The following is a 26,347-nucleotide window of genomic DNA, read 5'->3' as shown; positions in this document are numbered from 1 at the left end:
CGTCAATTGATAAAAGAAATGAAAATCAGAACGATACTTGGGTATTCTTATCGGGTGATAGAGGTTTTGTTTATACTCTATATTTCCGCTTGTGTGTTTGCTGGGTGCAAAGGCTCTTCGAAAAAGAATCTGTTAAAGATTGCGGCAATGACAGAAGAGGACTACAGACTGAGTGATGAACAAAAGATAATGGTTCGTAACAGCAATGAATTCGCTGTCAATCTTTTCAAGAAAATTTGCGAGGAAAGAGAAGATTCGAATGTCTTCGTCTCGACTACTGGCATGTTATATTCATTGAACATCATCAACAATGGTGCATCAGGTCAAACCCAACAAGAGATATGCCATGCCTTAAACATTGTACCAACTGATGTGGAGCGTATTAATAATCTCTGCCGCAGATTCATGATTGGTCAGGCAAAAGTGACAGAGCACGAATTCCTTGGTCCCACATCGTACATGAGAACCGCCACTCTATTCCAAGCAGGGGAGGACATAGACATCAGCAAATCCTTTCAAGAGGTTTTGGAATATGACTATTTTGCAGGTATCATCAAAGGCAAAATAGATAATGCCATGAAGCAGAAAATAAAAAAATGGTGCGCAGAAAAGACAGAGGGATTGATTAAAGACTTCAATATCAAAGAGAATGGCAAAGACTCAGCTACCTTATTGGTAGCGAACTATTTCAACGGAAGATGGGTTCAGGAGTTTGATAAAGGAAGCACGAAAGAAGAACCTTTTTACGGTGGAACCAGTCCGAAGGTAAACATGATGAATATGAAGGAATGTGAGAAAGTTTTCAGTTATGCAAAACTCGACGACTATTCCATGCTGAAGATACCTTATGTAGGAGGCTACGCGCTCTACATAATTCTTCCTGACAAGGCAGACGGACTTACTGCATTGCTGCAATCTCTTGAAGGGAGAAAAATCCGATATGCCATGTCTTGTTTGAAGTCGTATGATCACGTTTATATAAAAATCCCCAAATTTGAGGTTGACTATACGTTCAAGGCAAACGAATGTCTAGCATCGTTGGGCATCAAGAAGCTGTTTAGTAATGATTCTCAATTGACCCGCATTCAATCACGTCCGATGAAGGTAATAGAAATCTTACAAAGCAGCAAAGTCATTCTGGACGAAGACGGAACGCGAGCTGGTGCCATTACATCTACTTCATTTGCAACTTTGAGTTCGCTCATGCATCCCACAGAGGCCTATTTCTATGCCGACCATCCCTTTGCCTATATCATAGCCGATCCCTTTGGCAACTACTGCTTTATGGGCACCTTCTGGGGAAATGAATAAAAGTACAATCATTATAAGAGCTTATATGAAGAGAATCGGGCTTGTTACTATATCAGTGTTACTGGGCATAGGAATATTTGCCCTTTCATTACAAGGCTGTAAGAATAAAAAGAAATCAGATGAAGCAAATGATCTTGTAGTCAACAAAAAGCCCCAAATAAAGGTAACAAAAACTTTTCATACGATAAAAAATAGTCACGGAGAAATCTCATATCAATGGAAGAAATCCGACAGCTTATATGCCCATGCTTCTACTAAGGAGCTAATAGAACTTGCTGCGAATCATGATGATAAGATCGAACGCTTGGTAGCTTTTCGTGCTCTTTTAATGAAGAATCCACATGAGGCAGTTAACTTGGCCATTTCTGAGATAGATGACACTACTAATGTGACAACGACAGACGGCAATTGCGGACAAGAGGATATTGTATCTAATGTAAGAATCGGTATGATACAATATGAAAGAAATCATTATAAAGTATCTCTGGCAGATTCTATGCGCATTGATAGTGCACTACTGTTTTCAAATCATTCTCCAAAATTTGGTTACATGTCTCATCTTTACCACAAGCTACCTGCAAAGCCAGAATTTGAGAAACGCCTGCTACAATTACACGAGCAGGATCAATATGCATTGATAGCTTTGGCAAGATATCATAGAGAAGATATAAAACAAGAGATTATCCGATTGATTTCCCAAATAGACAAAAAGATTAATATCTCTAATCGTGATACTATCCGCACTGCATTAGATGCTGTTACAGCATGGCCGTCGGAATCATACAAGCAACAAGTACGAAAAAAATGTCAGTATATACTTAATAAAGCTGATACATATGGTTGCTATCGTAGCGCTTTGGGAGCTTTAATGGCCTATAATGATAAGTGGAGCTACAATTTTATAGACAAGACTTTGTCAAAAGCCAAACAAGATAAACAAGTATTCTACGGCATTAGATTGGATTTTCTTATGGCATATAAAGACAATCCTCTTCCATTATTCAAACCATTGATACAGAAATATAACATCACAAAGGATTAGAAATATTTAAAATAAAAAAGGAAAAGGCAAAGTGGTCAAAATGACCATTTTGACCACATTTTATCACCCCCACCCCATGCCCGAAGGAAAATGGAGGTTTGAATAAAATAAAGCAGGACTTTGCTCGGAGGAAACTGTATTCGGGGCCGGATGCCGAGGAATAAAAAGCACCACGACGGCATAACACGCATGATTCAGCCCCAAACATCATAGTGACGGATGGGGTTTGATGGGGAAAGTGAAATAGGTATCGGGGAAAGGCTCGTCCTTCAGGGTAAAGTGCCACCACTCGGTGTCGAAAGGCTTGAAGCCGTGACGGAGCATGGCTTGACGTAGGATCATGCGGTTTCTGAACTGCTGCTCTGTGATGCTGCGTTTCGGATTGGCAGGACTCTTCGAATTGTCGCCTGTGTATTCGCCCGTCTCAGGATTGCCGCAGAAGTCGGGATGACTCTCAGGACCGAACCAGTCGAAGGTGCCGCCCATATCGATTTCTTTCTCCGTATTCATGTCGAAGAGCGTCAGGTCGAGGGTAGAGCCACGGGTATGACCACTCTTCAGACAGATGTAGTCTTGAGGAAAGAGTACGCTCTTGTCGAGGTCGGGATAGAAGTAGGGCTTCATCAGTGTGTCGGCGATGTCCTCGGCCCAGCGCACGAAGTGGTCTACACCCTTCTGCGGGCGGTAGGCATCGTAGATCTTCAGTCGATACCCTAGTTTCATAACGTCATCACTCACAGCCTTCAGACTGTCAGCAGCCTGCTTGGTGAGCAGTGCTATCGGTTCGTCATAGCCATCGATACGGGTACCCACAAAGTTGTACGTTCCAAAATAACGTATCTCCAGAATGGCATCGGGTACCACATCCGTAATTGTCACAAACTGACTGGCATCGTCAGTCGCGCTGACCGTCGTACTTTTCTTCGTGTCCGAAAAGCAGGACACCATCGTCATGCCGCAGATTGTCAGGATGGCGGCGATCATCCATCGCTTTGTCTTATTCATCTCCATATTCTCGCATGCTTTTGTGTGCAAAGATACAAATAAAAATGAGAGAAAAGGCATAAGAAATAAGTGAACTTATTTTGTTCTGCGCTCATTTTTATGCAACTTTGCGACAAAAGTCGCGAAGTTACATGCACTCGGCATAAAAAAATAAGTGAACTTATTTTGTTCTGCGCTCGTTTTTATGTAACTTTGCAGGGAAATTAAATCTGCAATTCATGGAATATATCGTTTCTGCCAGGAAATACCGCCCGATGACCTTCGACGCGGTTGTCGGGCAAGCCGCCCTGACAACGACGCTCAAGAATGCCATCAAGAGCGGGAAGTTGGCACACGCCTATCTGTTCTGCGGACCACGAGGCGTGGGTAAGACCACCTGCGCCCGTATCTTCGCCAAGGCCATCAACTGCCAGAACCCGACAGCTGAGGGAGAGGCATGTAATGAATGTGAGAGCTGTCAGTCGTTCAACGAGCAACGCTCACTGAACATCTTTGAGCTCGACGCTGCCAGTAACAACTCCGTGGAGCACATCAAGACGCTCATGGAACAGACCCGGATCCCACCGCAACTGGGCCGTTACAAGGTGTTCATCATTGACGAGGTACATATGCTCTCCACAGCAGCCTTCAACGCTTTTCTGAAAACCCTTGAAGAGCCGCCCGCACACGTCATCTTCATCCTTGCGACGACCGAGAAGCATAAGATTCTGCCAACCATCCTCAGTCGTTGTCAGATATACGACTTTGAGCGGATGACCATCAGGAACACGGTCGACCACCTGAAGCATGTTGCCGAGAAAGAAGGTATCACCTACGAGGAACAGGCCCTGGCCGTCATTGCAGAGAAGGCCGACGGTGGTATGCGCGACGCCCTGTCGATCTTCGACCAGGCCGCCTCTTTCTGTCAGGGTAACATTACCTATGATAAGGTGATCGAAGACCTGAACGTGCTCGACTCGGAGAACTATTTCAAGATCATAGACCTGAGCATCGAGAACAAGGTCGGCGACATCATGATACTGCTCAACAGTGTGATCAACAAAGGCTTTGACGGTGGTCTGCTCATCCAAGGCCTCGCCAAGCACGTGCGTAATGTGCTGATGGCCAAGGATCCACAGACGCTCTCATTACTGGAGGTCAGCGACCAGCAGCGCCAGCGCTATCAGGAGCAGGCCAAACGATGCGAGACACCGTTCCTCTACCAGGCACTCCGACTGATGAACCAGTGCGACATCAACTACCGCCAGTCGTCTAACAAGCGGTTGCTGGTGGAACTGACACTCATAGAGATCGCCCAGATCACACAGTCGGATGACGACGGTGCCAGTGCGGGGCGCCGCCCCAGAAGATTAAAAACCCTGTTTAAGAACCTGATACGACAGTCTCAGTCCAAGGCAGCAGCTCCGCAGGTGGCTGCGGCTGAGCCTGTCGTGTCTCCCCAGACTGTTGTCTCCCAAGTCTCGGAAAAGTCCGAGCAACCCAAGAATGCCTCTAACCCCGTAAAGCCAGGCATCTCCCTGAAAGGGCTCGGTTATTCATGGAGAAACCTTCGTCAGCAAGGTAAGCCGACGAAGATGAATATCATCCCTGGAACCGTTAACACGACCATCAAGCAAGAGACAGATGCCGTCTTCTCTCAGGAAGACCTGGAACTGCAATGGATGTCTATGTGCAATCGCATGCCTCAGAAATACAGCAGCATTGCCACACGCATGAAGAACATGACACCTGTCGTCTCCGACACGTCTCAGGTAACCGTCACCGTTGACAATGATCTCATCAAGGACGAGATGGAGCAATTCAAGAATAGGATTGTCAGAACACTGGCGGATAATCTGCATAACAGTCAGATCACCCTGACCATCCTCGTTGCCGAGCGTCCTGAGCATGTAAAGGTGCTCACCCGTCGTGAGCAGTTCGAGCTGATGAGCAAAGAAAATCCTGCCGTAGAGAAACTACGGCAGGCATTCGGATTGGAACTGGCCTGACAGAGGCCCGTTCCTTATTCCTTCAGATACTTCTTAATAGTCTTCAGACAGACCTCTCCGCTGACAGGCTTTGAGAGGAAATCATCACACCCTGCTGACAAGGCCAACTGACGGTCGCTATCGAAAGCATTAGCCGTCAAGGCGATGATCGGGAGATCAGGATGCTTCTCCTTGATGATCTTCGTGGCCTCCAGACCGTCCATCAAAGGCATCTTCACATCCATCAGCACGATATCGAAACCACCTGCCTCGATCATGTCAACAGCCTCCTGACCATTCTTGGCCCTTTCATACTGATAGTCCTTCTTCAAGATGTACGACATCAGGATGAAGTTGCTGTCATTGTCTTCTGCTACTAATATTCTCTTCATATGGTTTTGCTTTGATTAGTTTTTCTTCCACAACTTGCTCATATCCTCCAAGGTCTTTCCCTTTGTCTCAGGAACAAGACGCCATACGAACAGGGCGGCGATCACACAGATAATGCCATACAAACCATAGGTGAACCAGTGGCCGAAGTCATCACCTGCCGTCAGATGCATATTGAACATCGGAACGAACGTCGAGCTGACGATGAAATTGAAGATCCACTGGAAAGCGACGGCAATGGCCACCGCAGCGCCACGAATGGTATTGGGGAAGATCTCTGCGATAAGCACCCAGGTGATGGGGCCCCATGAGAACATAAACGATGCCGAGTAGATAAGCAGTGAGGCGGCAGTCACCAACTCCAGTCCTGCGTGACCAAATGTCACCGCAACACCGAAAGCACCAAGAGCCATACCTAACGAGCCACAGATGAGCAGCGGCTTACGACCCAGCTTCTCAACGGTGAAGATGGCGACAAGCGTAAACAGGATGTTGATAACACCCATGAACACGGTGATAACCATCGGGTTCTCCATACCCATATCGCCGAAGATACGCGGAGCATAATAGAGCACAGCATTAATGCCGACAGCCTGCTGGAACACGCTGAGCATGATACCGATGAAGATACACATGGCACCATAGGTCATCAGCTTCTCGGTCTTCACGACCATCGTATCCTTGATGTCCTGCAGGATCTGGACAGCCTTAGCCGACCCATTGATCTTTGCCAAGATCCCCTCAGCCTTCTGATCCTGACCGATGCTCACGAGGTAACGCGGCGTCTCAGGCACGAAGCAGATGAGCAGGGCGAAGAGTCCGGCGGGAACAGCCTCGGAACCGAACATATAGCGCCAGCCTGTCGTCACCGTCCACTGAGCGGCGGGATTGATGGATGCAATACCTTTTCCCATCTCCTCTACCAACGGCTGGATATGATCGCCAAGGATGAAGAAGTTCACGAAGTAAACGACCAGCTGACCGAAGATGATAGCGAACTGGTTCCAGCTGACAAGCATACCACGTATATTCGAAGGGGCAACCTCACCGATATACATCGGGCAGATGGCAGAAGCCAGACCGACACCGATACCTCCGATCACTCTATATATATTAAAGGTAATAAGCAGTGAGTAGGTGGGCACTCCATGTTTGAAAAACAAGAACTCAGGTTCCATGCTTCCCAAAGCAGAAATGAAGAATAACAGGCCTGCGACGATCAGTGACTTCTTACGTCCCAGGTTAGTAGCCAGGAAGCCAGAGAGGGCAGAACCGATGATACATCCGATGAGTGCCGAAGCCGATGTGAAGCCGTGCCATCCGTCTGTATAGGTGAAATCCTTTGATTCCATGAAGAAAGCCTGAAGTCCCTTCTCGGCGCCAGAGATCACCGCCGTATCATATCCGAACAACAGACCGCCCAACACGGCGACCATCACAATTGAAATAAGGTAGGCCTTGCTACCTTGTTCTGTTTTTTGATTAATCATATCTATTTGTTTTAAGTTTATCTTCTCCCCCTCTTCTTTCAATTGTTTGCAAAAATAAGCCTTTTTGATGAAATCACCAAAATAAATCGCCTTTTAACCTTATTTTTTTGATAAAATTTTCGCACATCAGGTTTTTTACGTAATTTTGTAGCCACTAGCAACTAATCAAAAACGATATGAGGAAATTAACAACAATCTCACTGCTTGCCATCAGTCTGACCGCAGCAGCACAGACACATGTCATAGACGTCAACACTAAAAAACTTGGAGCACCCATACAGCCGACCATGTACGGACTCTTTTTTGAAGACATCAACTACGCCGCCGACGGAGGTCTGTATGGCGAACTCGTCAAGAACCGTTCTTTTGAATTCCCCGACAGGCTGATGGGCTGGGAGGCCTTCGGTACCTTCGAGGTAAAAGATGACGGCCCATTCGAGCGCTGTCCACACTACATTGAACTGCGTGATCCCCGTCATGGTGATCGCCGTTCAGGCATCAGCAACAACGGATTCTTCGGCATCGGTCTGCACGAGGGAGAAGACTACCGTTTCTCCGTCTGGGCCAAGACGCCACAAGACAGTGCACGGATCATCGTACAGTTCATCGATCGTGCCACGATGGAGGAGCATCAGGAGTTTGCAGAAGCAAGACTGACCATCAAGGGTAACGAGTGGAAGCAATATGAGCTCGTACTGAAGTCGCCCCGTACCATCCAGAAGGCACAACTGCGCATCTTCCTTGACGGAAAGAACACGGTAGACCTAGAGCATATATCACTCTTCCCTGTCAACACCTTCAAGAACCGCAAGAACGGCATGCGCCGTGACCTTGCCCAAGCTCTTGCCGACGAGAAGCCCGGGTTGCTGCGCTTCCCCGGTGGTTGTATTGTAGAGGGTGTTGATCTCGCCACACGCTACCAGTGGAAGAACACCATCGGTCCGGTGGAGAACCGTCCTCTGAACGAGAACCGTTGGGAGTATAGTTTCCCTTATCGTTTCTTTCCTGACTATTTCCAAAGCTACGGACTGGGCTTTTTCGAGTTCTTCCAGCTTTCAGAAGATATCGGAGCAGAACCGTTGCCCGTGCTCAATGTGGGTATGGCCTGTCAGTTCCAGAACTGGAACGATGAGAGTGCCCATGTTCCCTTGGATCAGTTGCAGCCATACATCCAAGACTGTCTCGACCTGATTGAGTTCGCCAACGGTCCTGTCGATTCTGAATGGGGAAAGAAGCGTGCAGAGATGGGGCACCCGGAACCATTCAACATGAAATACATCGGTGTGGGTAATGAGCAATGGGACGATATGTACTTCAAGCGTCTGGAGCCCTTTGTGGCGGCTATCCGTGCCAAATATCCCCATATCAAGATTATCGGTACCAGCGGTCCCGACTCCGAAGGAAAGATGTTCGAGAAAGGATGGGAGGCTATGAGGAAACAGAAGGCCGACCTCGTCGACGAGCATTTCTACCGTAACGAAGACTGGTTCCTTGGTAATGCAGCTGGCAAAGCCAGATACGGCGACAATTGCGGTGGTCTGCGCTACGAGAACTACGACCGCAAGGGGCCGAAGGTCTTTGCCGGAGAATATGCCTGTCATGGAAAAGGCAAGAAATGGAATCACTATGAGGCCTCTATCCTTGAGGCTGGTTTCATGACCGATCTGGAGCGCAATGCCGACGTGGTCTATATGACAGCCTATGCCCCACTCTTCGCACATGTTGAGGGTTGGCAGTGGCGTCCCGATCTCATCTGGTACGATAACACCCGTATGTTCAAGTCGTGCAGCTACTACGTGCAGCAGATGTATGCGACGAACAAAGGTACCCATGTGTTGACGACGACCATGGACAAGCAGTTTGTGGCCGGTCAGGAGGGACAAGACGGTCTTTTCGCCAGCAGTGTGTTCGATAAGAACACCGGTGAGATCATCGTAAAAGTCATCAACACCTCCAAGCAGACACAGTCTGTCGCATTGAATCTTCTGGGGCTCAAGGGTGAGCATACCGCGAGAACCATCACCTTATGCCACGATGGTATGGACGACGAGAATACGCTTGACAATCCCGAGTTGATCACCCCCCAAGAAGGCACCATTCTGTGTGAGGCCGGCAAAAAGAACACCATACTCAACGACCAACTGCAACAGATGTCCTTCCGTGTTTACAAGATTAAATAGCTTACACTATGAATACTAAGTTTTTTTCTTTACTTCTGAGTCTGCTGTTCTGCTGTGCCGTTGCCCATGCACAGGAAGCGCAGAAGAGTGCCCTACAGCAACGCGCTGAGGCCGACAATGAGAAAGGCGATATCGCCAGTGCCCGTTTTCATTTCATCCGTGCCTTCGAAGATTATGCCGGCAAGGGACAGATCAGACAAGGTGTAGAGTGTGGTACAAAGGCGACAGCCCTGTACTACAAAGAGAACTATTACAAGGAAGCCTTCGACTTGCTGCAGCGTATCGAACAAGCCATCCAGTCAAAAGAACAGGATGGTTCTAAGAAGGCAGCACTGAAATATCTGACCGTCAAGGAGCGTCTGGAGATGTATATCAGGATGAGACGTAGCGCCAACGCACTCGACCAGATTAACGCCATGGAAACCCTGGCCAATGCGACAGGAGATGAGAGCGTCAAGAACGACCTGCTCTATAATAAAGCGATCTACTATTACACCTTCGGACAGAATGCGCAGGGTAATGCCGTCTTTAAGGAGATGGCCGACAAGTTGACCGCCTCGAAAGAGTACGACAAGGTTGATCAGGTTTACCAGACACTTATCGCCAACGGGCGCAAAGCCGGCAACGCCAATCTCGTGGCACAGTCATATAGCAGTTATCTCGCTTGGAAAGACTCTGCCAACGCCCTGAAGCATGCCGACGAGATCGGGGCTCTGAAGAAACAGATTGCCGACAACGAAGCCGCTATCTCAGAGAAAGACAGTTCGCTGACCTCACGTCAACTGATTATCATCGGACTCTGCATTCTGGCTGCCGCACTGGCTGCCGCATTGGCGATAGGTGCTGTCGTACTCCTCCGTTTCATTGCCCTGACCCGCAAGCAGAAGAAAACGATCCGTCAGGCAAACGAGAACAACGCACTGAAGGCTAAGTTTATCAGTAACATCTCCGCCCAGTTGGACCCGACCCTCCAGAAACTCGACAGTCGAGCTCCAGAAGTAAAGGCACTGATGGACTTCTCCAAACATATCCAGACACTATCGGAGTTGGAGAATACAGCCGGAGAGGTGGAGTTGGAAGAAACCCAGGTTCAACCGTTCTGTGAGAGTCTGGCCGACAAAGTGCGCGACAAGGTTAAGAGTGGAGTCACCCTGACAGTGAACGCGCCAAGCATGAGTGCCATGATCAATCAAGATTACGTATCCCACATCCTGTTGCATCTTCTGAACAATGCCGCCGAATATACGCCAGAGGGCGGAAAGATATGGCTGGACTACAAGAAGCGTGGCGCACATGTACACCAGTTCCTTGTGTCGGACACAGGACAAGGCATACCAGAAGAGAAACGAGAAGAGATATTCAAGCCTTTCCGTGAGATCAGAGACCTGACGACCGGCGACGGTCTTGGGCTACCGATCTGTAAGCAGATGGCTATCAACATGAATGGAGACCTTGATATCGATCCTGAGTTCACCAAAGGAACCCGTTTCGTGCTGAACCTGCACACCTAAGATCTCAGACAGATATTGATATGATACTCGCCAATCAGCAGATGACTGATTGGCGAGTCTTTATTTATCCAGATTCTTTCTCCTATACTCCCATAGTTCCAGAGAGTTGATAATGTTCTGCCATAACACGTAGCACCCGGCACCGACCGAAGCAACAGGGTTCAGATACATATAGGCCACCCATATACTCAAGGCCGTATTCTTCTGGAAGAGAGCCTGTCCACTATTGATTTCCTCACCAAGATGTCGCCCGATACCACGTCCTACCAGGAACTGTACGAAACAGAGTATCAAGCTGAGCACGGCAATCATCACAAGCAGTGTCAGGGTGGCCTGACTATGAACGATATTACGAACCGTGACGCCCGACGTGATACATAATGAGACCGACCATAGATAAAAGGAGAGATCTGGTATCGAGACAATCCACTGACAAAGCCGTTTGGCGTAATGCTGCACCAGCCAACCAAGGATAAGCGGTAGAACAAGCACGATTGCCACTTTCTCAAGAATAATAGCAAAAGCGCTCCAGAAGTCAACATGAGCCGTATGTTCTAACAACGGGAACACTGCAGGAATCATAACAGCGGAAGTCAGTGAGGAGATAACGACAAACGCCGTCATCGTATTGATATTGCCTCCTAATTTGCCCGTCACAACCGGTGATGCGGAAGCCGTCGGACCAATGATACAGGTAAGCACACTCTCCCATAGGATTTTCTGTTCCGGAACGGCATCGACAAGGAATACGATCCAACAATTTATGGCAACAAGCAGCATTTGGGCCACTAACACACCGACATGCCAACGATGGGGCTTCATCTGATGGAAATCCACCCGGCAGAAAGTAGAAAACAAGGTCAGGAAGACCGCCATGGGAAAGACGGCATCAATGACTGGTCCCATGATGTTACCCACGGTATCGAGTTGAGGAACCCAGTAAAAGATAAGATAGACCAACGAGCCGACGGCTATCGCCACAGGCAGGGTCCAGTTCTTAATAAATCGTATTATACTCATAAAACCGATTGCAAAAGTACGAAAATTAAAGAACTTACATTCAGAAACAACAGCTTTTTCTTTGTTTTACCTTCCTTTTTTTTCGTAACTCTGCGGTCTTCGACCGCGAAGTTACTACGTCTCGGCAAAAAAAGAAACAAGTTTCTTTGTTTTGCGCTCGACTTTTAGCAACCTTGCCATCAGAGATGGCGAAGTTACATGCACTCGGAAATGAAAAGAAAACAAGTTTTTCTTTTGCATTTCTCTCGTTTTTTCGTAACTTTGCACACAAATATACATTTCCACAAATGAGCGTAACAGGATTTATCCACCAAGATATAGACAGTCGGCGTTTTTCTTTTGAAGTGCTTCCACCCCTGAAAGGGACAGGCACGGAGAAGTTGTTTACCGACATTGATAAGCTCAGGGAGTTTGACCCTGCTTACATCAATATCACTACACACCACTCTGAGTTTGTTTACAAAGAACTGGCTAACGGACAGTTCGAGCGCCATCGCGTTCGCCGTCGACCAGGGACAGTGGCCATTGCTGCTGCCATACAACAGAAATACGGGATTCCTGTACAACCACATGTGATCTGTAGCGGTGCCACCATCGAGGATATCGAATACGAGTTGCTCGACCTGCAATTCCTCGGCATCAGTGATCTGCTGTTGTTAAGAGGCGACAAGGCAAAGGAAGACAGTCGTTTTATGGTTACCCCCGGTGGCCATGCCCATACGACAGACCTCATACAACAGGTCGTGCGCTTCAACGAGGGTTTCTTCGCAGACGGCACACCAATCAAGAATCCTGGGAAGCCCTTCGATTATGGCGTTGCCTGCTATCCTGAGAAGCATGAAGAAGCGCCCAATCTGGAGATGGACATGCAATATCTGAAAGAAAAACAGGATCTGGGGGCGCAATACGCAGTAACCCAGTTGTTTTACGATAACGACAAGTTCTTCGCCTTTGTGGAGAAAGCCAGAGCTATGGGCATCACCATTCCCATTATCCCCGGTATTAAGCCCTTTGCCAAACTCAGTCAGCTAACAGTTGTGCCAAAGACTTTCCACTGTGATATCCCCGAGCCGCTGGCCAAGGAGATTGTGAAGTGTAAGACTGACGAGGATGCCAAACAGTTGGGCATTGAATGGACCACGGCACAATGCAGAGAACTATATGACCACGGCATCCATAACATACATTTCTATACCGTCTCGGCAGTAGACAGTGTATGCGAGGTTGTCAAGGAACTAAACAAGCGATAAGCCTGATGAAATTCTGTGAGGTGATCGGTCAGAAAGAGGCGCAGAAGCGACTAATACAGATGGTTGAAGAAGGCCATCTGCCACATGCCATGATGCTCTGCGGTCCACAAGGAAGCGGAAAACTGGCATTGGCAACGGCCTTTGCCTGTTATCTGCTGGAACAACCGACGATCAACGGGCAACAGGTCTCTGACAGCACCAAGGCGATGCTGGCAAAATTGGAGCACCCTGATCTGCACTTCACATACCCCACCATCAAACTGTCCTCGATGAGCACCGAACACAAACCCGTGAGCGATGACTTCGCAAAAGAGTGGCATGAGCTGATCATGGAAAGTCCCTATTTCACTATGGATGCATGGATGCAGGCTATGGGTGGTGAGAACCAGCAGGCCATCATCACCGCCGGCGAAAGCGATGATCTGGTGCGCAAACTGAGTCTGAAATCCAGTCAAGGAGGCTATAAGGTGAGCGTCATCTGGTTACCAGAACGCATGAACATCGAATGTGCCAACAAACTGTTGAAACTCATTGAAGAGCCACCACAGCAAACCGTATTCATTATGGTCTGCGAGGAACCAGACAAGCTCCTAGAGACAATCCGTAGTCGCGTTCAGCGCATTGACATCCGCAGGACCGACAATGAAGATATCCGTCAGGCACTCATCACGCAAAGAGGCATTGGCGAAGAGGCTGCCCTCCGCATCAGTCGGTTGGCTAACGGTGACTGGCTAAAAGCACTGGAAGCGCTGCAGGCAGGGGCTGAGAACGAACTGTTCCTTGACATGTTTATCATGCTGATGCGACTGGCATACCTGCGTAAGATCAAAGACCTACGCAAATGGAGTGAGCAAATGGCAGGTATGGGGCGTGAGAAACAGAAACGATGGCTCAGTTTCTTCCTTCGCATGACAAGGGAGAATTTCATGTATAACTTCCAGAACGAGGAACTGTGTTACATGACCCAGCGGGAGGAGGAGTTTGCGAAGAACTTTGCACGTTTTATCAACGAGAAGAATATCCTGCCCATCAGCGATCTGGCCAATCTCGCTATCCGTGACATCGGACAGAATGCCAATGCGAAGATTGTGTTTTTCGACTTCGCACTACAGATGATCGTCCTGCTCGTACAAAAGTGATAATATAATTATATCGATATATATGACAGAAAAGACAAAGGAATTGCCCGTCAAGGTCGGATGTGACCGAGGACTGTGCCACGCGGCAGTTGGCCGCCAAGACCGCCAGTTGAACACCTACGACTGGTTGGCTGATGTACCAGGCAATGCCGATACCACCGATCTGGTGGAAGTACAATTCAAGCACACCCGCAAGGGATACTATCATAATGTTAACAACCTGGAACTGAAGAAAGGCGACATCGTAGCCGTGGAAGCCAGTCCCGGACATGATATCGGTGTGGTGACCCTGACCGGACGACTTGTGAAGCTACAGTTGAAGAAGGCCAATCTCAAGTCGGCCGACGACATCAAGCGAATCTACCGCTTGGCTCGGCCTGCTGACATGGAGAAATACCACGAGGCCAAGGCGCGTGAGCATGCGACCATGATTGAGAGTCGTCAGATTGCCAAAGGTCTGGGGCTCGACATGAAAATTGGCGACGTGGAATATCAAGGCGATGGCAATAAAGCCATCTTCTACTATATCGCAGACGAACGAGTTGACTTCCGTCAGCTCATCAAAGACCTGGCTGCCGCCTTCCACGTACGAATTGAGATGAAGCAGATCGGTGCCCGACAGGAAGCTGGTCGTATCGGAGGTACAGGTCCCTGTGGACGTGAGCTCTGTTGTGCCACATGGATGAAGAACTTCATCTCAGTAAGCACAAACGCAGCTCGTTTTCAGGATATCTCCTTGAATCCACAGAAACTGGCGGGAATGTGCGCCAAACTGAAATGCTGTCTGAATTATGAGGTCGATGATTACGTTGAGGCAGGCAAGCGACTTCCCAGCAAAGAAGTGATCCTCCAGACACAGGATGCCGACTACCACCTATTCAAGAGCGACATTCTCGCAGGGCTGGTCACCTACTCCACCGATAAGAACATTGCTGCAAACCTGGAAACGATTTCTGCCCAGCGTGCCAAACAGATTATCGAGATGAACCGCAGAGGCGAGAAGCCACTCTCCCTACAGGAAGATGGTGGAAAACCAGCGGAAGCAAAACATCATATTGATCTTGCCGGCGGCGACATCAGTAGATTTGACAAGGCCAAGAAAAAGAAAAAGAAGAAGTCTGGCAACGGCCGTCCTAATAATGGTAACAACGGCAATAACAGAAGAAGAGACGACAGAAGAGAGCACGGGCAGCGTCATGACAACTCATAGATACCGGACGGTCTTTCTAGTCCTTGCGGTTGCCTTGTGCACGATTGCCTGCAACCGCAGGACAGTCTACAGCCACTATGAGCATACCCCCATCAGCGGCTGGGAGAAGAACGACACACTTCACTTTAGCATCAGTCCTCTGGAAGAACCGGGCACCTATCACGAAGAGATCGGACTTCGTATCGACAACTCCTATCCGTTCATGAGCCTCTGTCTTGTTGTCGAGGAAACGGTTTTTCCTTTAGGATATACCACAAGACATGTCGTCAACTGTAACCTGATAGACAAGAATGGGACCATCAAGGGAAACGGTGTCAGCTATTTCCAATACAACTTCCCCGTCAACGACTTACAACTCAATAAAGGTGACTCGCTCCATATCTGTGTGATGCATAACATGAAACGTGAGATCATGCCAGGCATCGCCGATATCGGCATCAGTCTGACAAGGAAATAGCAGAGAAGGTATTATGTTCGTATCAGATTCCTGCCCGCATCAATACGTAGGAAGATAAAGAGCAACAACGTGAATCCCCATAGGGAGGAACCGCCATAACTAAAGAATGGCAGTGGAATGCCAATTACCGGTGTCAAGCCCAGCACCATGCCCACATTGATAAAGACATGGAAGAGGAAGATGCTCAACACACAATAGCCATAGACACGTCCAAAGCGATGGTTCTGTCGCTCTGACAGATGAATCAGTCGTAGGATCAGAGCCAGGAAGAGCAATAAGACCCCTGCAGACCCAACGAAACCTTCCTCCTCACCTACCGTACAAAAGATAAAGTCTGTATCCTGCTCCGGCACGAACTTTAGTTTCGTCTGCGTTCCATTCAAGAACCCTTTTCCCTCTAGTCCACCAGAGCCGATGGCTATCTCACTCTGATGCACATTGTAGCCAGCTCCTTTCAAGTCTTCCTCCAGACCCAGCAGCACGTTGATACGTACACGCTGATGCGGCTCCATGACCTCGTTCAGCATATAATCGGCCAGATTGAAGAACACCATAGAACCGAGGGCAAACAAAGCGATCCAGGCATAGTTCCTGATGCGGGTAGCCAGCGCCAACCAAAGCAGATAACCAATCAACAGCACACAAACCACCAACTCAATATATGTGACATCAAAAGGTATCACATATATAGAGAAGAGGAGTCCCACAACGGTCACCCCTAAACATATGGAGAAGAGTCGGATCGCATTGCGGTTTTCCTTACAGTATATCCATACCATGGCGGCAGAGAATAACTGGATCAAGAGAAGAACGACGAATTTTCCAACTGAAGTAGGTGTCTGCCACAACATCGTATCAGCATATCGGATACCAACCACGAAATAGATCACCATCGCCAATCCTGTGAACAACACACTCCCAGGCATCCCCTCACGATAGAACATCAAGAAGAATGCCAGATAGACAAGAGCCGAACCCGTCTCACGCTGCAGCACGATAAAAAGCATCGGCACCAATATCACAGCCAGCGTAGCAGCAAAATGCCGCCAGTTCTGGATATTATAGCCATAGGTACTCATCAACTTCGCCAACGCCAACGCTGTGGCAAACTTGGCGAACTCCGCCGGCTGCAGACGGAGAGGTCCAAGCACCAGCCACGATCGGGAGCCCTTGATAGAATGAGGGTTGAAGATTGTGGCAAAGAGGAGTAGTAGCATGACCCCGAAGATGATGAAGGCAAACATATCATAATAACGATCATCAAGCATCAGCAGCACAAATCCCAGTACGATCGACGTACCGATCCATACAATCTGCATGCCAGAACGGGTGTCAAGACTAAAGATGTCTGCATCACCATAGGTATAGCTCGCACCACAGACACTGACCCATCCGAAGGTGAGCAGGGCTATATAGATAATGATTGTCCACCAGTCAAGAGAGCGTAACACCCCTTTCTGCTTATCTGTCCGTTGTACCATATGCTATTCTGCGCTCCTGGATAGACTTCGCCTTTGCCTGCGAGGCCTCCGAGAGCTTACCTTTAAGATATTGTTCCATGATCAAGCCACCGATAGGTACTCCATAGGTAGCACCCCAGCCGCCATTCTCCACATAGACCGCCACGGCAATCTTCGGCTGATCCATCGGAGCAAAACCCATAAAGACAGAGTGGTCATGCCCACGGTTCTGAGCCGTTCCGGTCTTACCACATGCCACAAAATCATACTTACCCAGTTCGTGACATGTACCGCCAAGCACCGACGACCGCATACCCTGTACCACATAGTCGTAGGCTTTACGATCAGCCTTGGTGACATGACGACGCGTGTAGGTCGTATCAAGAGGTTCCCCCTGTACCTTCCGCACAACGTGAGGTACATAGTAATATCCACGATTGGCAATGGTAGCACCAAGATTGGCGATCTGCAAGGGAGTTGCCGTCACCTCACCCTGACCGATGGCGATACTGATAATCGTCAGTCCGTTCCATGAACCCTTATATGCCTTATCGTAGAACATGGCATTAGGAATCATACCACGCTTCTCACTAGGCAGGTCTATGCCAAGCTTATAGCCGAATCCCATGCTCACCATATAGTCACGCCATGTGTTCATGGCATTCTGCACCGACCCGTATTTCGCCTTATTGCCAATCATGTGATAGAGTCCCCAGCAGAAGAAACCGTTACAAGAGGTACTCAGAGCCGGCACAAGAGGCAGAGGAGCAGCATGACCGTGACAACCGACATGCAGTCCCTTGAAGTTAAAGCCATGGGAACAAGGATACATCGTCGACTGAGTGATGATACCCTCCGACATAAATGTCAGTCCTTGTGTCGTCTTGAAAGTAGAACCAGGAGGATACTGTCCCATCACACTACGGTTCAGAAGTGGTTTCCACACATTCTGACTGAGTTGACGATGATTCTTACTGCGCTGGCGACCTACCATCATGCGAGGATCATACGACGGCGACGAGACCATACAAAGCACCTCACCAGTAGACGGTTCGATGGCCACGATACTGCCGATCTTGCCCTCCATCAGGCGCTCTCCCAACTCCTGCAGACTGGCATCGATACTAAGCGTCAGGTTCTTTCCTGGTACGGCACGATGATCGAGTTCTCCGTTCTTATATCTTCCTTGGACACGGCCATGCGCATCACGGAGCAGAATCTGGATGCCCTTCTCACCACGCAGTTCCTTTTCATACCTACGCTCCACGCCCGACTTCCCGATATAGTCACCAGGCTGGTAGTAGTCGTCCTCCTCGATATCCGCAGGAGAGGCCTCAGCCACGTCGCCCAGCACATGAGCCGCCATGGGATACTGGTACTGTCGCACGCTACGCTTCTGCACATAGAAACCAGGAAAGCGGAACATCTTCTCCTGAAAGACACTAAAGTCCTTGTCGCTAAGCTGACTGATAAACAACTGCTGAGTGAAACGCGAGTAACCAGGATTACGGTTACGATCCTTCATGATGGTCATCCGACGATCGAACTCTTCCTTTGTAATGCCCAACGCATGACAGAACTCCGTCGTATCAATCCTGTCCTTTGCCTCGTTCATCACCACCATAATGTCATAGGATGGTTGGTTATACACCAGCAGTTTCCCATGGCGGTCAGTGATATTACCGCGTGAAGGATACTCGATCTTCTTCAGGAAGGCATTGGAGTCGGCACTCTTCTTATAATCGTCGCTCGTAATCTGGAGTGTGAACAGACGGATGATATAGATGACCACAATCAGTACAGCCACCCCGCCAATCACATAACGCCTATACCCAAGACCGTAATCCTTCACTTCGAGCGAACACTTTCAATAGCTACAATCAATACTAACGTCAGGATGGCACTGCCGGCGGCACGCATAAGCCAATGTGCCCAATTGAAGAAGTTGAATGTCTCCAAGGCATAGAACACAAGACAATAAAGCGATACCATGACAGTACAGAGAATAAAAAACTTGCCCACACCTAAGGTTGCTGCCGACGAGGCCAGGTTATCCGCAGAATCCCTCGGGACAAACAGTTCCAACAAGTATGGCTGGACAACAGCCATCAGTGTCATCGAGCCCGCAGCCAGTCCCGGTGTGTTAGAGAACACGTCGATGAGCAGTCCGAGGGCAAAACACCATAGCAAGATCTGCCATTTCGGAGAACTGCGCCGAAAGGTAATGACAAAGAACACATAGAGCAACGGTGTTGCCACATCAAACAGATGAATACGGTTCAGTATCAGCACCTGAGCCAGCCACAACGCCACAAACATGATCAACCGGTTAAGTAATTCTATGGCCATGCTATTTGTCTATTTCTGTTTGATATTGATAGAATCACGAGCGGCCTGCATCAGTACAGCACGCTCAGCAATACTCTTGTCACTGATCACACAGACATCGCGTACACAGCCGAAATCAGTGCTGAGTCGCACCTTCAACTTATACGACAGTCCGTCATGAGAGTTATATACCTGCTCGATCTTGCCAACCAGCACACCAGAAGGGAATATCGACGAGAAGCCGCTGGTGACGACCCACTCACCCAGACTGAACTTCGCATGACGAGGCACATCCTCCACATATGCCACAGAAGGATCGCCGCCATACCAGCGAAGATAACCGAAATAGCCGCGGTTACGGATCGAACAACTGATGCGCGACGAAGAAGCGTTCAACACGGGGATGACCACTGAGTAGTGCTCTGAGACGAGATAGACCACGCCTACCACACCGTTTCCGCAAGCCACTCCCATATCCACCTCTACACCGTCGGCACGGCCCTTATCGATGGTCATCAGGTTTTCTTCCCTGTTCAGGGAGTTGTCAACCACTTTAGCAGGAATCAGTTTATACTGACTCAGGAACTGAAGCTCATCGCGCTCCATCACCGTTGTATCCTTCGTCAGATCCGTATACAGTCGCCGTAACTGGTCTACCTGACGTTCCAGATAGATGTTACGGAGTGCCAGTTCCTTATTGGCCTTTGACATAGAGAAGAACGAGGTCACCTCACTCTCCCACTGATAGATTTTGCCGACCATGGCATTGGCCGACGACAGCCAGACACTACCCTGATAGCTGTTGTACTGAAACAACAGAACACCACTGGCCACTTCCAATAAGATGAAAATAAACCAGTGATGATACTTTCTCAGGAAATCCAGCAGGTTGCGCATTTCCGGATTATCTCATCAAGAACGAGAACCTATCTACATTCTTCAATGCGATACCAGCACCCTTAGCCACGCTGTGGAGAGGATCCTCAGGTACATGGAACTGGATATGCATCTTATCGGTGAGACGTTTGTCAAGACCACGCAACAGAGCGCCACCACCTGCCAGATAGATACCGTTCTTCACGATATCGGCATAAAGCTCGGGAGGTGTGTTCTCCAATGCCGACAGTACAGCGTTCTCAATCTTCGAGACCGTTTTGTCAAGACAGTGAGCAATCTCCTGATAGCATACAGGCACCTCCATAGGCAGGGCTGTGATACGGTTAGGACCGTGTACCACAAAGTCCTCAGGAGCATCCTCACCCAGATCGGTCAAGGCAGAACCCACATGAATCTTGATACGCTCGGCCATACGCTCACTGACCTTCACGTTATGCTGACGATACATATACTCCTGAATGTCGGCTGTCAGGTCGTCGCCAGCCGTACGGATGGAGTTATTGCTGACGATACCACCGAGTGAGATCACGGCGATCTCCGTCGATCCACCACCGATATCGACAATCATATTACCTTCTGGAGCCTCCACGTCGATGCCAATACCGATAGCAGCAGCCATCGGCTCGAAAATCAGATAGACGTCACGCCCATCGGCATGCTCCGCAGAGTCGCGCACAGCACGGAGCTCCACCTCGGTAGAACCAGAGGGGACACCGATTACCATACGGAGTGAAGGTGAGAACAGACGGCTACCCGTGTGCACCATCTTAATCAGGCCACGCATCATCTGCTCACAAGCAGAGAAGTCGGCAATCACACCGTCGCGCAGCGGACGGATGGTACGAATGTTCTCATGAGTCTTCTCATACATCATCTTTGCCTCATTACCGACAGCAATCATCTTATCGGTACGGCGGTCAAGAGCAACGACCGACGGCTCGTCAACCACGATCTTATCATCGCTGATGATAATCGTATTGGCAGTACCCAAGTCCATTGCAATCTCCTGGACAAAACTAAAAAATCCCATTATAGTCTTTATATTTCTATTCTAAATACTTAATCTCAATTATTTTGCGAACCAGCTATGGATGGCCGTATCGTAATGTGAGCTCACGCCGAAGGCACGGGTGGCAAACATTCGACGATCCTCGATGTCTGTCTGAGCACCCTTCTTGTTGAGGATATCGAGGAGTACACTGTATTCAGCCTTGCTCGGTACGATCACCACGTCCTTGAAGTTCTTGGCTCCAGCACGGATCAGAGAGATGCCACCGATATCGATCTTCTCGATGATGTCAGCCTCAGAAGCACCACTGGCAACCGTCTGCTCGAAGGGATAGAGATCCACGATGACCAAGTCGATCTCAGGAATCTCATACTGCTTCATCTGCTCGATGTCACCCTCGTTCTCACGACGTGCGAGAATACCTCCGAACACTTTCGGGTGAAGCGTCTTCACACGTCCGCCGAGGATAGAAGGATAGGTTGTCACATCCTCTACCTTCTGGCACTCATAGCCGAGTGACTCTATAAACTTCTGTGTACCACCGGTTGACAGGAACTTCACGCCCTCATCATTCAGTTTCTTAAGCAACTCATCAAGTCCGTCTTTGTGGAATACCGACACCAATGCGGTCTTAATCTTCTTTGTATCAGCCATATTTTTTCTTATAACGTTATAATAAAATGCGCTATTTTAATTTCGCGTGCAAAGATACAAAAAGAAAACGGATTAATCCTCATTTTCAGTATGAAAAATAGATTAACCCGTGTTAAAAATAAGATACGTCAATCAGGCCACAATGCTAATCAAGATGGAACACCTCCTGAATGGGTATCGTGACAGGCGAATTGTCTGGATTCACCTCCATGATATCGGCCATCATATCCCACCATTTCTGCGTGATGGGATCCACATTATCCGTATCCTGAGAATTACCATCACCACTACATTCCTGATAGCCGAAGAGGATGTTAGTGTCCTTATCCCAATAGATGGAATAATTGCTCACTCCGCCGTCCTTAATCATTCTGACCAGTTCGGGCCAGATGGCCGCATGGCGCCGTTCATACTCTTTCTCACAACCAGGTTTCAGGTACATCTTAAACGCGAATCGTTTCATATCTATTATCTCTTTTGATTGTTTTCTGCTGCCTACAGGCCTCATCTAATTCCCGTCAGGTTTCGTCATATCCATTCTATCGGCAGGGTACCAGATAAAAGCTCTAGAACTGTCAGGATATTTTGGGCTGTAATCTATCCAATCCGACCGAAGATTCCTCACGATAGGGAGCGCCAATTGCCTCATCCCCATCACCACCATCTTCGACACCTCATAGGCACCATAAGGATTAAAATGCGTATTGTCTGCCAAAGCCTGATCCTGCCCAGGGAATGTTCCGGCCGGATAGTGCACCAAGGCCCTTTTGCTGCCCTCGTAACCCAGTGTCTCAAAGAAATCGCGCGTCATCTCATGTAGTTCTATCACCGGAACGCCCTCACGCTGAGCCACAGCACGCATCGCATCAGGATAGTCAAGGTGTGTTTCCTGAATCCGACTTCTGGTCGTCTCGTCAAAGAAACGACGCTGAGTTGGCGTTACGAACACCAGGTGTCCGCCCTTCTCCCTGACCCGATCCACGAAGATCTTCAACTGATAAGAGAAATGGTAATATGCGCCATCGCCCGGCCCTTTCTCCTTCTGGTCATTATGTCCGAACTCACAGAACACATAGTCATCTTTTTTCATCATAGAAAGAACCTTCTCCAGACGATTACCTGCAATAAACGTACGAGCACTCAGTCCACTCTCCGCATGGTTGGATATAGCGACCTTATCTGTAAACCAGCGGGGAATCATCTGTCCCCAACTGGCATATGGCTCCTGCTCCTGATCGACCACCGTGGAGTTTCCACATAGGAAGACGGTGACAGCCGTGGTGTCACGTTCTATACGAACAGATCTTACCGCAGGTCTTGCGCCATTGAACTCCAGCGTCAGCTGGTCGTCCCAGTTCAGATACGTCAGTTCACGAGGCTTCAGTCTCACCCTCATCGCATCCGTAATCCTTGGCGATCGTTTGTTCACGATGAAGCTATAAGTCTCGTATTCCCCTTTCCGCGTTACGGCGCTCTCCACCATCAGGCGACGCGACTCAGCCCTTACCACGGTCTGCGCCGCCCTTTTCCGAGAGCCCAGCGTCACCGTCACCTTGTAGTTTCCGTCCTCCACAGGCACGGAGAAGTAGAATGGCTTATCGCTCACCTTATTCAATATGCTATCCACGATTGTCTGAGCATACGTCCCCATCGGACACGCCAATACCAACAGACACAGCATTGCAGGTCGTGTGATCATCCTCACACCCCTACAATGCCGTCTGCCATCAAAACCTAAACGTTTCATTCCGTTATCTCACTCATCATAACAATTCATGGCAAAGATACATCATATCCGCAGAAACGAACTTTGTTTTTTGATATTCTAACTCGAAACTTTGTTCCGATTGACATTTCCTCATGGTTGGCCACTCCACGAAGCATCACAAAAAAAGCCCCACACTCACCAAGGAGTGTGGAGCCTTTCTTCTTTATGGCTTATGTAATTAATATCCAGGATTCTGCATAGCCTGTTTCTGTTCTGCAGTCAGACTAGAACCATCCTCGTTTGTAATATCATTGAGGAACGACTGCGGAATAGGACGATAGTAGTGCTTTGAGGGATCGAAGTTACCAATACCCTGACCTGCGCCATCGTTGAATGCATGCCAACGGGCATCGAGCGTACGAGTACGTACGAGATCCTCATAACGGTGTCCCTCGCCGATCAACTCACGGCTACGCTCGTCGAGCAGGAAGCACATCATCTTCTCGGCATTAGAGTTACAGTTAAGAGCCTTGTAGATACGCTGCTCGTTAGGCATGTTATAGACATCATCAACACTGTTCAGATGCATCACGCTCTTAGTCTCTGCCGTGGTCTCTGCAATATTGTTCGACTCATAGTAGGTATTCTCGTCAGTGTAGATGGCACCATCAAGATTGGCGACACCTGTTCCAAGAGAATTATTCTTATAAGCCTGACCACCATCAGGACTCTTCGAACGATCTTCGCCAGCATAGTATCCAGCACGGTCGCGAAGCATGTTCAGATAAACGAGAGCATTAGCATACTGAGCCTCTCCCTGACGGATATAGGCCTCGGCAACCATCAAGGCGTCCTCTGCCGAACGGGCTGTGATGGCATCACGACAACCGAACTGAGAGTTATAACCATTACGAGAACCGTCACGATACTTTGAGAGAGCCACACTGCGGTTATGAGGATAAAGCGTGTAGTAGTTACCTGTACGCTCCTCCTTCTTAACGTTCCAGCTGAACGACTCGTCAGCATAGTAACGGATGAAGGTATGGGTATTCTCCAGCTTACCCTCTTTCAGCACACCGAGTTGAGAACGCGTTCCGTCAATATCGGTGAAACGCTTATCCTCAGGAGCATTGACGATATACTTGATGCCGATCTCGCCACCCTTGAAACGCCCTTCACTGGCCTGAGCACCTTCAGGGAAATAGGCAGCCTGCGAGGCATCCCACTTAGGAGCGTCACCACTCTTGTTGCAGCCGTAGCAAGTGATGAACGACTTCCAGAAGCGAGAGTCGTTCACACGGTCAAACACTTCCATGGCATATTCCGTAGCACTGACATAGCAGAACTCACGACCACCAGAGATATCACGAACACAACCTGCGAGGTTCTGGTAAACAGAAGGATAGCAGAGGCTCATCTGGTTACCGAAACGTCCCCATGAGTCGCTGTTATCAGAGAACTGGGCAGCCAGCACCACCTCACTGACGCTCTCATTGACATCATTGGGCTTGGTGTAGTTCCACAGATCGAGGAAATTAGCACACAAGGGATGAGCAGCAAGCACCTCCTTACCATACTTGATCACAGCTTCGAGGTCACCACTCTTATAGGCGCCATTCCAACTGTCGCAGCCCTCAGAGGCACGGAAGAGGTGAGCCTTTGCCAGGAAGTGGGCGGCAGCACTCTTGGTGATACGACCGATCTGACTGGCAGTGGTAGGCAACAGATTGTAAGCCTGCTCAAAGTCTGAGATAATCTGTTTGTAGCACTCCTCCTCAGAAGCACGTGTGAAGTAAGTCTGGATCTTTCCGTTGGCTGGTTCCACTTTCAGGGGAACACCACCGAAAAGCTTCACAAGCTCGAAGTAGCCATAGGCACGCAGGAAGTAACCTTCACCCAGACGGGTGTTATAGTTTGCGTTCGACTGATTATAATACAGAGGCGTATTCTGAATAACGATGTTAGTCTGCTCTATCAGTCCATAATAGGTGTTCCATACCGTAGCCAGATCACCCTGAGTAGAGTTCAAGGATGAACTATAGTGGTTGTAGTCGGCCATATCGTTGTTACCGCCTGTAAACTCGTCGATACCCATGTGCCACATCTTATAGGCCCACTGGTACTCATAACGGAACTTCAAGGTCTGATAGGCACCTGTCACAAGGGCATCGATGCCATCCTGTGTCTTGAAGTACTCAGTATCGTGCTGAGTAATCTGTGTCTCATCGAGGAAATCCTCCTTACAAGACGACACCCCCACCGTACCGGCAATCAGTGCCGCAAGAAAAATTTTATTGAGTTTCATATTGCTATCTTCTT

General features: G+C 48.7%; 22 protein-coding genes. 9 read left to right on the top strand and 13 right to left on the bottom strand.

Features of this window, described 5'->3' with window-relative positions:
• Positions 1-18: 18 nt before the first annotated feature.
• Both BMY63_RS09240 and BMY63_RS09235 read left to right on the top strand, forming a co-directional pair.
• Entirely contained in the window at positions 19-1,311 is a 1,293-nt protein-coding gene (locus tag BMY63_RS09240) for a serpin family protein (RefSeq protein ID WP_177178419.1), read from the top strand.
• Positions 1,304-2,353 carry a hypothetical protein gene (locus BMY63_RS09235; protein ID WP_091900783.1) on the top strand — a complete coding sequence of 350 codons (1,050 nt, stop codon included), beginning with the start codon at positions 1,304-1,306 and terminating at the stop codon, positions 2,351-2,353. Before BMY63_RS09240 ends, BMY63_RS09235 begins: the two co-directional genes overlap by 8 nt.
• A 207-nt stretch (positions 2,354-2,560) precedes the next feature.
• Here the strand turns inward: BMY63_RS09235 and BMY63_RS09230 are convergent, their stop codons facing one another.
• The gene (locus tag BMY63_RS09230) at positions 2,561-3,358 is read right to left on the bottom strand and encodes a M15 family metallopeptidase (RefSeq protein ID WP_091901133.1); all 798 of its coding nucleotides are present in this window, start codon (positions 3,356-3,358) and stop codon (positions 2,561-2,563) included.
• A gap of 218 nt (positions 3,359-3,576) precedes the next feature.
• On the opposite strand from BMY63_RS09230, the gene BMY63_RS09225 reads away from it, so the two are divergent.
• Positions 3,577-5,346, top strand: coding sequence for a DNA polymerase III subunit gamma/tau (locus tag BMY63_RS09225; protein WP_091916157.1), 1,770 nt, complete (start codon positions 3,577-3,579; stop codon positions 5,344-5,346).
• 14 nt (positions 5,347-5,360) lie between these two features.
• Here the strand turns inward: BMY63_RS09225 and BMY63_RS09220 are convergent, their stop codons facing one another.
• Together BMY63_RS09220 and xylE are read right to left on the bottom strand one after the other, a co-directional pair.
• Entirely contained in the window at positions 5,361-5,717 is a 357-nt protein-coding gene (locus BMY63_RS09220; RefSeq protein WP_091900787.1) for a response regulator, read from the bottom strand.
• A gap of 15 nt (positions 5,718-5,732) precedes the next feature.
• Positions 5,733-7,205, bottom strand: a complete 1,473-nt coding sequence (gene xylE / locus BMY63_RS09215) for a D-xylose transporter XylE (protein ID WP_177178418.1) — start codon at positions 7,203-7,205, stop codon at positions 5,733-5,735.
• Positions 7,206-7,381: 176 nt separating this feature from the next.
• Here xylE and BMY63_RS09210 point away from each other — a divergent pair, with 176 nt between their 5' ends.
• Together BMY63_RS09210 and BMY63_RS09205 are read left to right on the top strand one after the other, a co-directional pair.
• Positions 7,382-9,385, top strand: coding sequence for an alpha-L-arabinofuranosidase C-terminal domain-containing protein (locus tag BMY63_RS09210; RefSeq protein WP_091916155.1), 2,004 nt, complete (start codon positions 7,382-7,384; stop codon positions 9,383-9,385).
• 8 nt (positions 9,386-9,393) lie between these two features.
• Positions 9,394-10,896: a sensor histidine kinase gene (locus tag BMY63_RS09205; protein ID WP_091916153.1), complete on the top strand. Its 1,503-nt coding sequence runs from the start codon at positions 9,394-9,396 to the stop codon at positions 10,894-10,896.
• 60 nt (positions 10,897-10,956) lie between these two features.
• Here BMY63_RS09205 and BMY63_RS09200 read toward each other — a convergent pair whose 3' ends face one another.
• Entirely contained in the window at positions 10,957-11,916 is a 960-nt protein-coding gene (locus tag BMY63_RS09200; RefSeq protein ID WP_091916151.1) for a bile acid:sodium symporter, read from the bottom strand.
• A gap of 287 nt (positions 11,917-12,203) precedes the next feature.
• Here BMY63_RS09200 and BMY63_RS09195 point away from each other — a divergent pair, with 287 nt between their 5' ends.
• The 4 genes from BMY63_RS09195 to BMY63_RS09180 are packed head-to-tail and all read left to right on the top strand — an operon-like array spanning position 12,204 to position 15,972.
• The gene (locus tag BMY63_RS09195) at positions 12,204-13,166 is read left to right on the top strand and encodes a methylenetetrahydrofolate reductase (RefSeq protein ID WP_091916149.1); all 963 of its coding nucleotides are present in this window, start codon (positions 12,204-12,206) and stop codon (positions 13,164-13,166) included.
• 5 nt (positions 13,167-13,171) lie between these two features.
• Entirely contained in the window at positions 13,172-14,305 is a 1,134-nt protein-coding gene (locus tag BMY63_RS09190; RefSeq protein ID WP_091916147.1) for a DNA polymerase III subunit, read from the top strand.
• A gap of 22 nt (positions 14,306-14,327) precedes the next feature.
• Entirely contained in the window at positions 14,328-15,515 is a 1,188-nt protein-coding gene (locus tag BMY63_RS09185) for a PSP1 domain-containing protein (protein WP_091916145.1), read from the top strand.
• Complete coding sequence (locus BMY63_RS09180) at positions 15,502-15,972, top strand: gliding motility lipoprotein GldH (protein WP_091916143.1); 471 nt, start codon at positions 15,502-15,504, stop codon at positions 15,970-15,972. The genes BMY63_RS09185 and BMY63_RS09180 overlap by 14 nt, the downstream gene beginning before the upstream one ends.
• An 11-nt stretch (positions 15,973-15,983) precedes the next feature.
• Here the strand turns inward: BMY63_RS09180 and rodA are convergent, their stop codons facing one another.
• The 9 genes from rodA to BMY63_RS09135 all read right to left on the bottom strand — a co-directional run bounded on the left by rodA (position 15,984) and on the right by BMY63_RS09135 (position 26,333).
• Complete coding sequence (gene rodA / locus BMY63_RS09175; protein ID WP_091916141.1) at positions 15,984-17,453, bottom strand: rod shape-determining protein RodA; 1,470 nt, start codon at positions 17,451-17,453, stop codon at positions 15,984-15,986.
• On the bottom strand, positions 17,434-19,284 hold the full coding sequence (gene mrdA, locus BMY63_RS09170) for a penicillin-binding protein 2 (RefSeq protein WP_091900806.1): 1,851 nt from the start codon (positions 19,282-19,284) through the stop codon (positions 17,434-17,436). Before mrdA ends, rodA begins: the two co-directional genes overlap by 20 nt.
• The gene (mreD, locus tag BMY63_RS09165; protein ID WP_091916129.1) at positions 19,281-19,781 is read right to left on the bottom strand and encodes a rod shape-determining protein MreD; all 501 of its coding nucleotides are present in this window, start codon (positions 19,779-19,781) and stop codon (positions 19,281-19,283) included. Before mreD ends, mrdA begins: the two co-directional genes overlap by 4 nt.
• A 9-nt stretch (positions 19,782-19,790) precedes the next feature.
• Complete coding sequence (gene mreC, locus BMY63_RS09160; protein ID WP_091916127.1) at positions 19,791-20,657, bottom strand: rod shape-determining protein MreC; 867 nt, start codon at positions 20,655-20,657, stop codon at positions 19,791-19,793.
• A 7-nt stretch (positions 20,658-20,664) separates the two neighbouring features.
• A complete protein-coding gene (locus BMY63_RS09155; protein WP_091900814.1) occupies positions 20,665-21,687 on the bottom strand; it encodes a rod shape-determining protein in 1,023 nt (340 codons plus the stop codon).
• A gap of 39 nt (positions 21,688-21,726) precedes the next feature.
• Positions 21,727-22,320 carry an IMP cyclohydrolase gene (locus tag BMY63_RS09150; protein ID WP_091916125.1) on the bottom strand — a complete coding sequence of 198 codons (594 nt, stop codon included), beginning with the start codon at positions 22,318-22,320 and terminating at the stop codon, positions 21,727-21,729.
• Between the two features lie 145 nt (positions 22,321-22,465).
• Positions 22,466-22,783, bottom strand: a complete 318-nt coding sequence (gene rhaM / locus BMY63_RS09145; protein ID WP_091901137.1) for an L-rhamnose mutarotase — start codon at positions 22,781-22,783, stop codon at positions 22,466-22,468.
• A 45-nt stretch (positions 22,784-22,828) separates the two neighbouring features.
• Positions 22,829-23,971 carry a rhamnogalacturonan acetylesterase gene (locus BMY63_RS09140; protein ID WP_256218993.1) on the bottom strand — a complete coding sequence of 381 codons (1,143 nt, stop codon included), beginning with the start codon at positions 23,969-23,971 and terminating at the stop codon, positions 22,829-22,831.
• 295 nt (positions 23,972-24,266) lie between these two features.
• Entirely contained in the window at positions 24,267-26,333 is a 2,067-nt protein-coding gene (locus BMY63_RS09135; protein ID WP_091916121.1) for a RagB/SusD family nutrient uptake outer membrane protein, read from the bottom strand.
• Positions 26,334-26,347: the final 14 nt, after the last annotated feature.

The sequence above is a fragment of the Prevotella aff. ruminicola Tc2-24 genome (genome assembly GCF_900110895.1).
GTDB lineage: Bacteria > Bacteroidota > Bacteroidia > Bacteroidales > Bacteroidaceae > Prevotella.
Note: the sequence above shows the minus strand (reverse complement) of the source record. Positions and strands in the feature narration are given on the sequence as shown.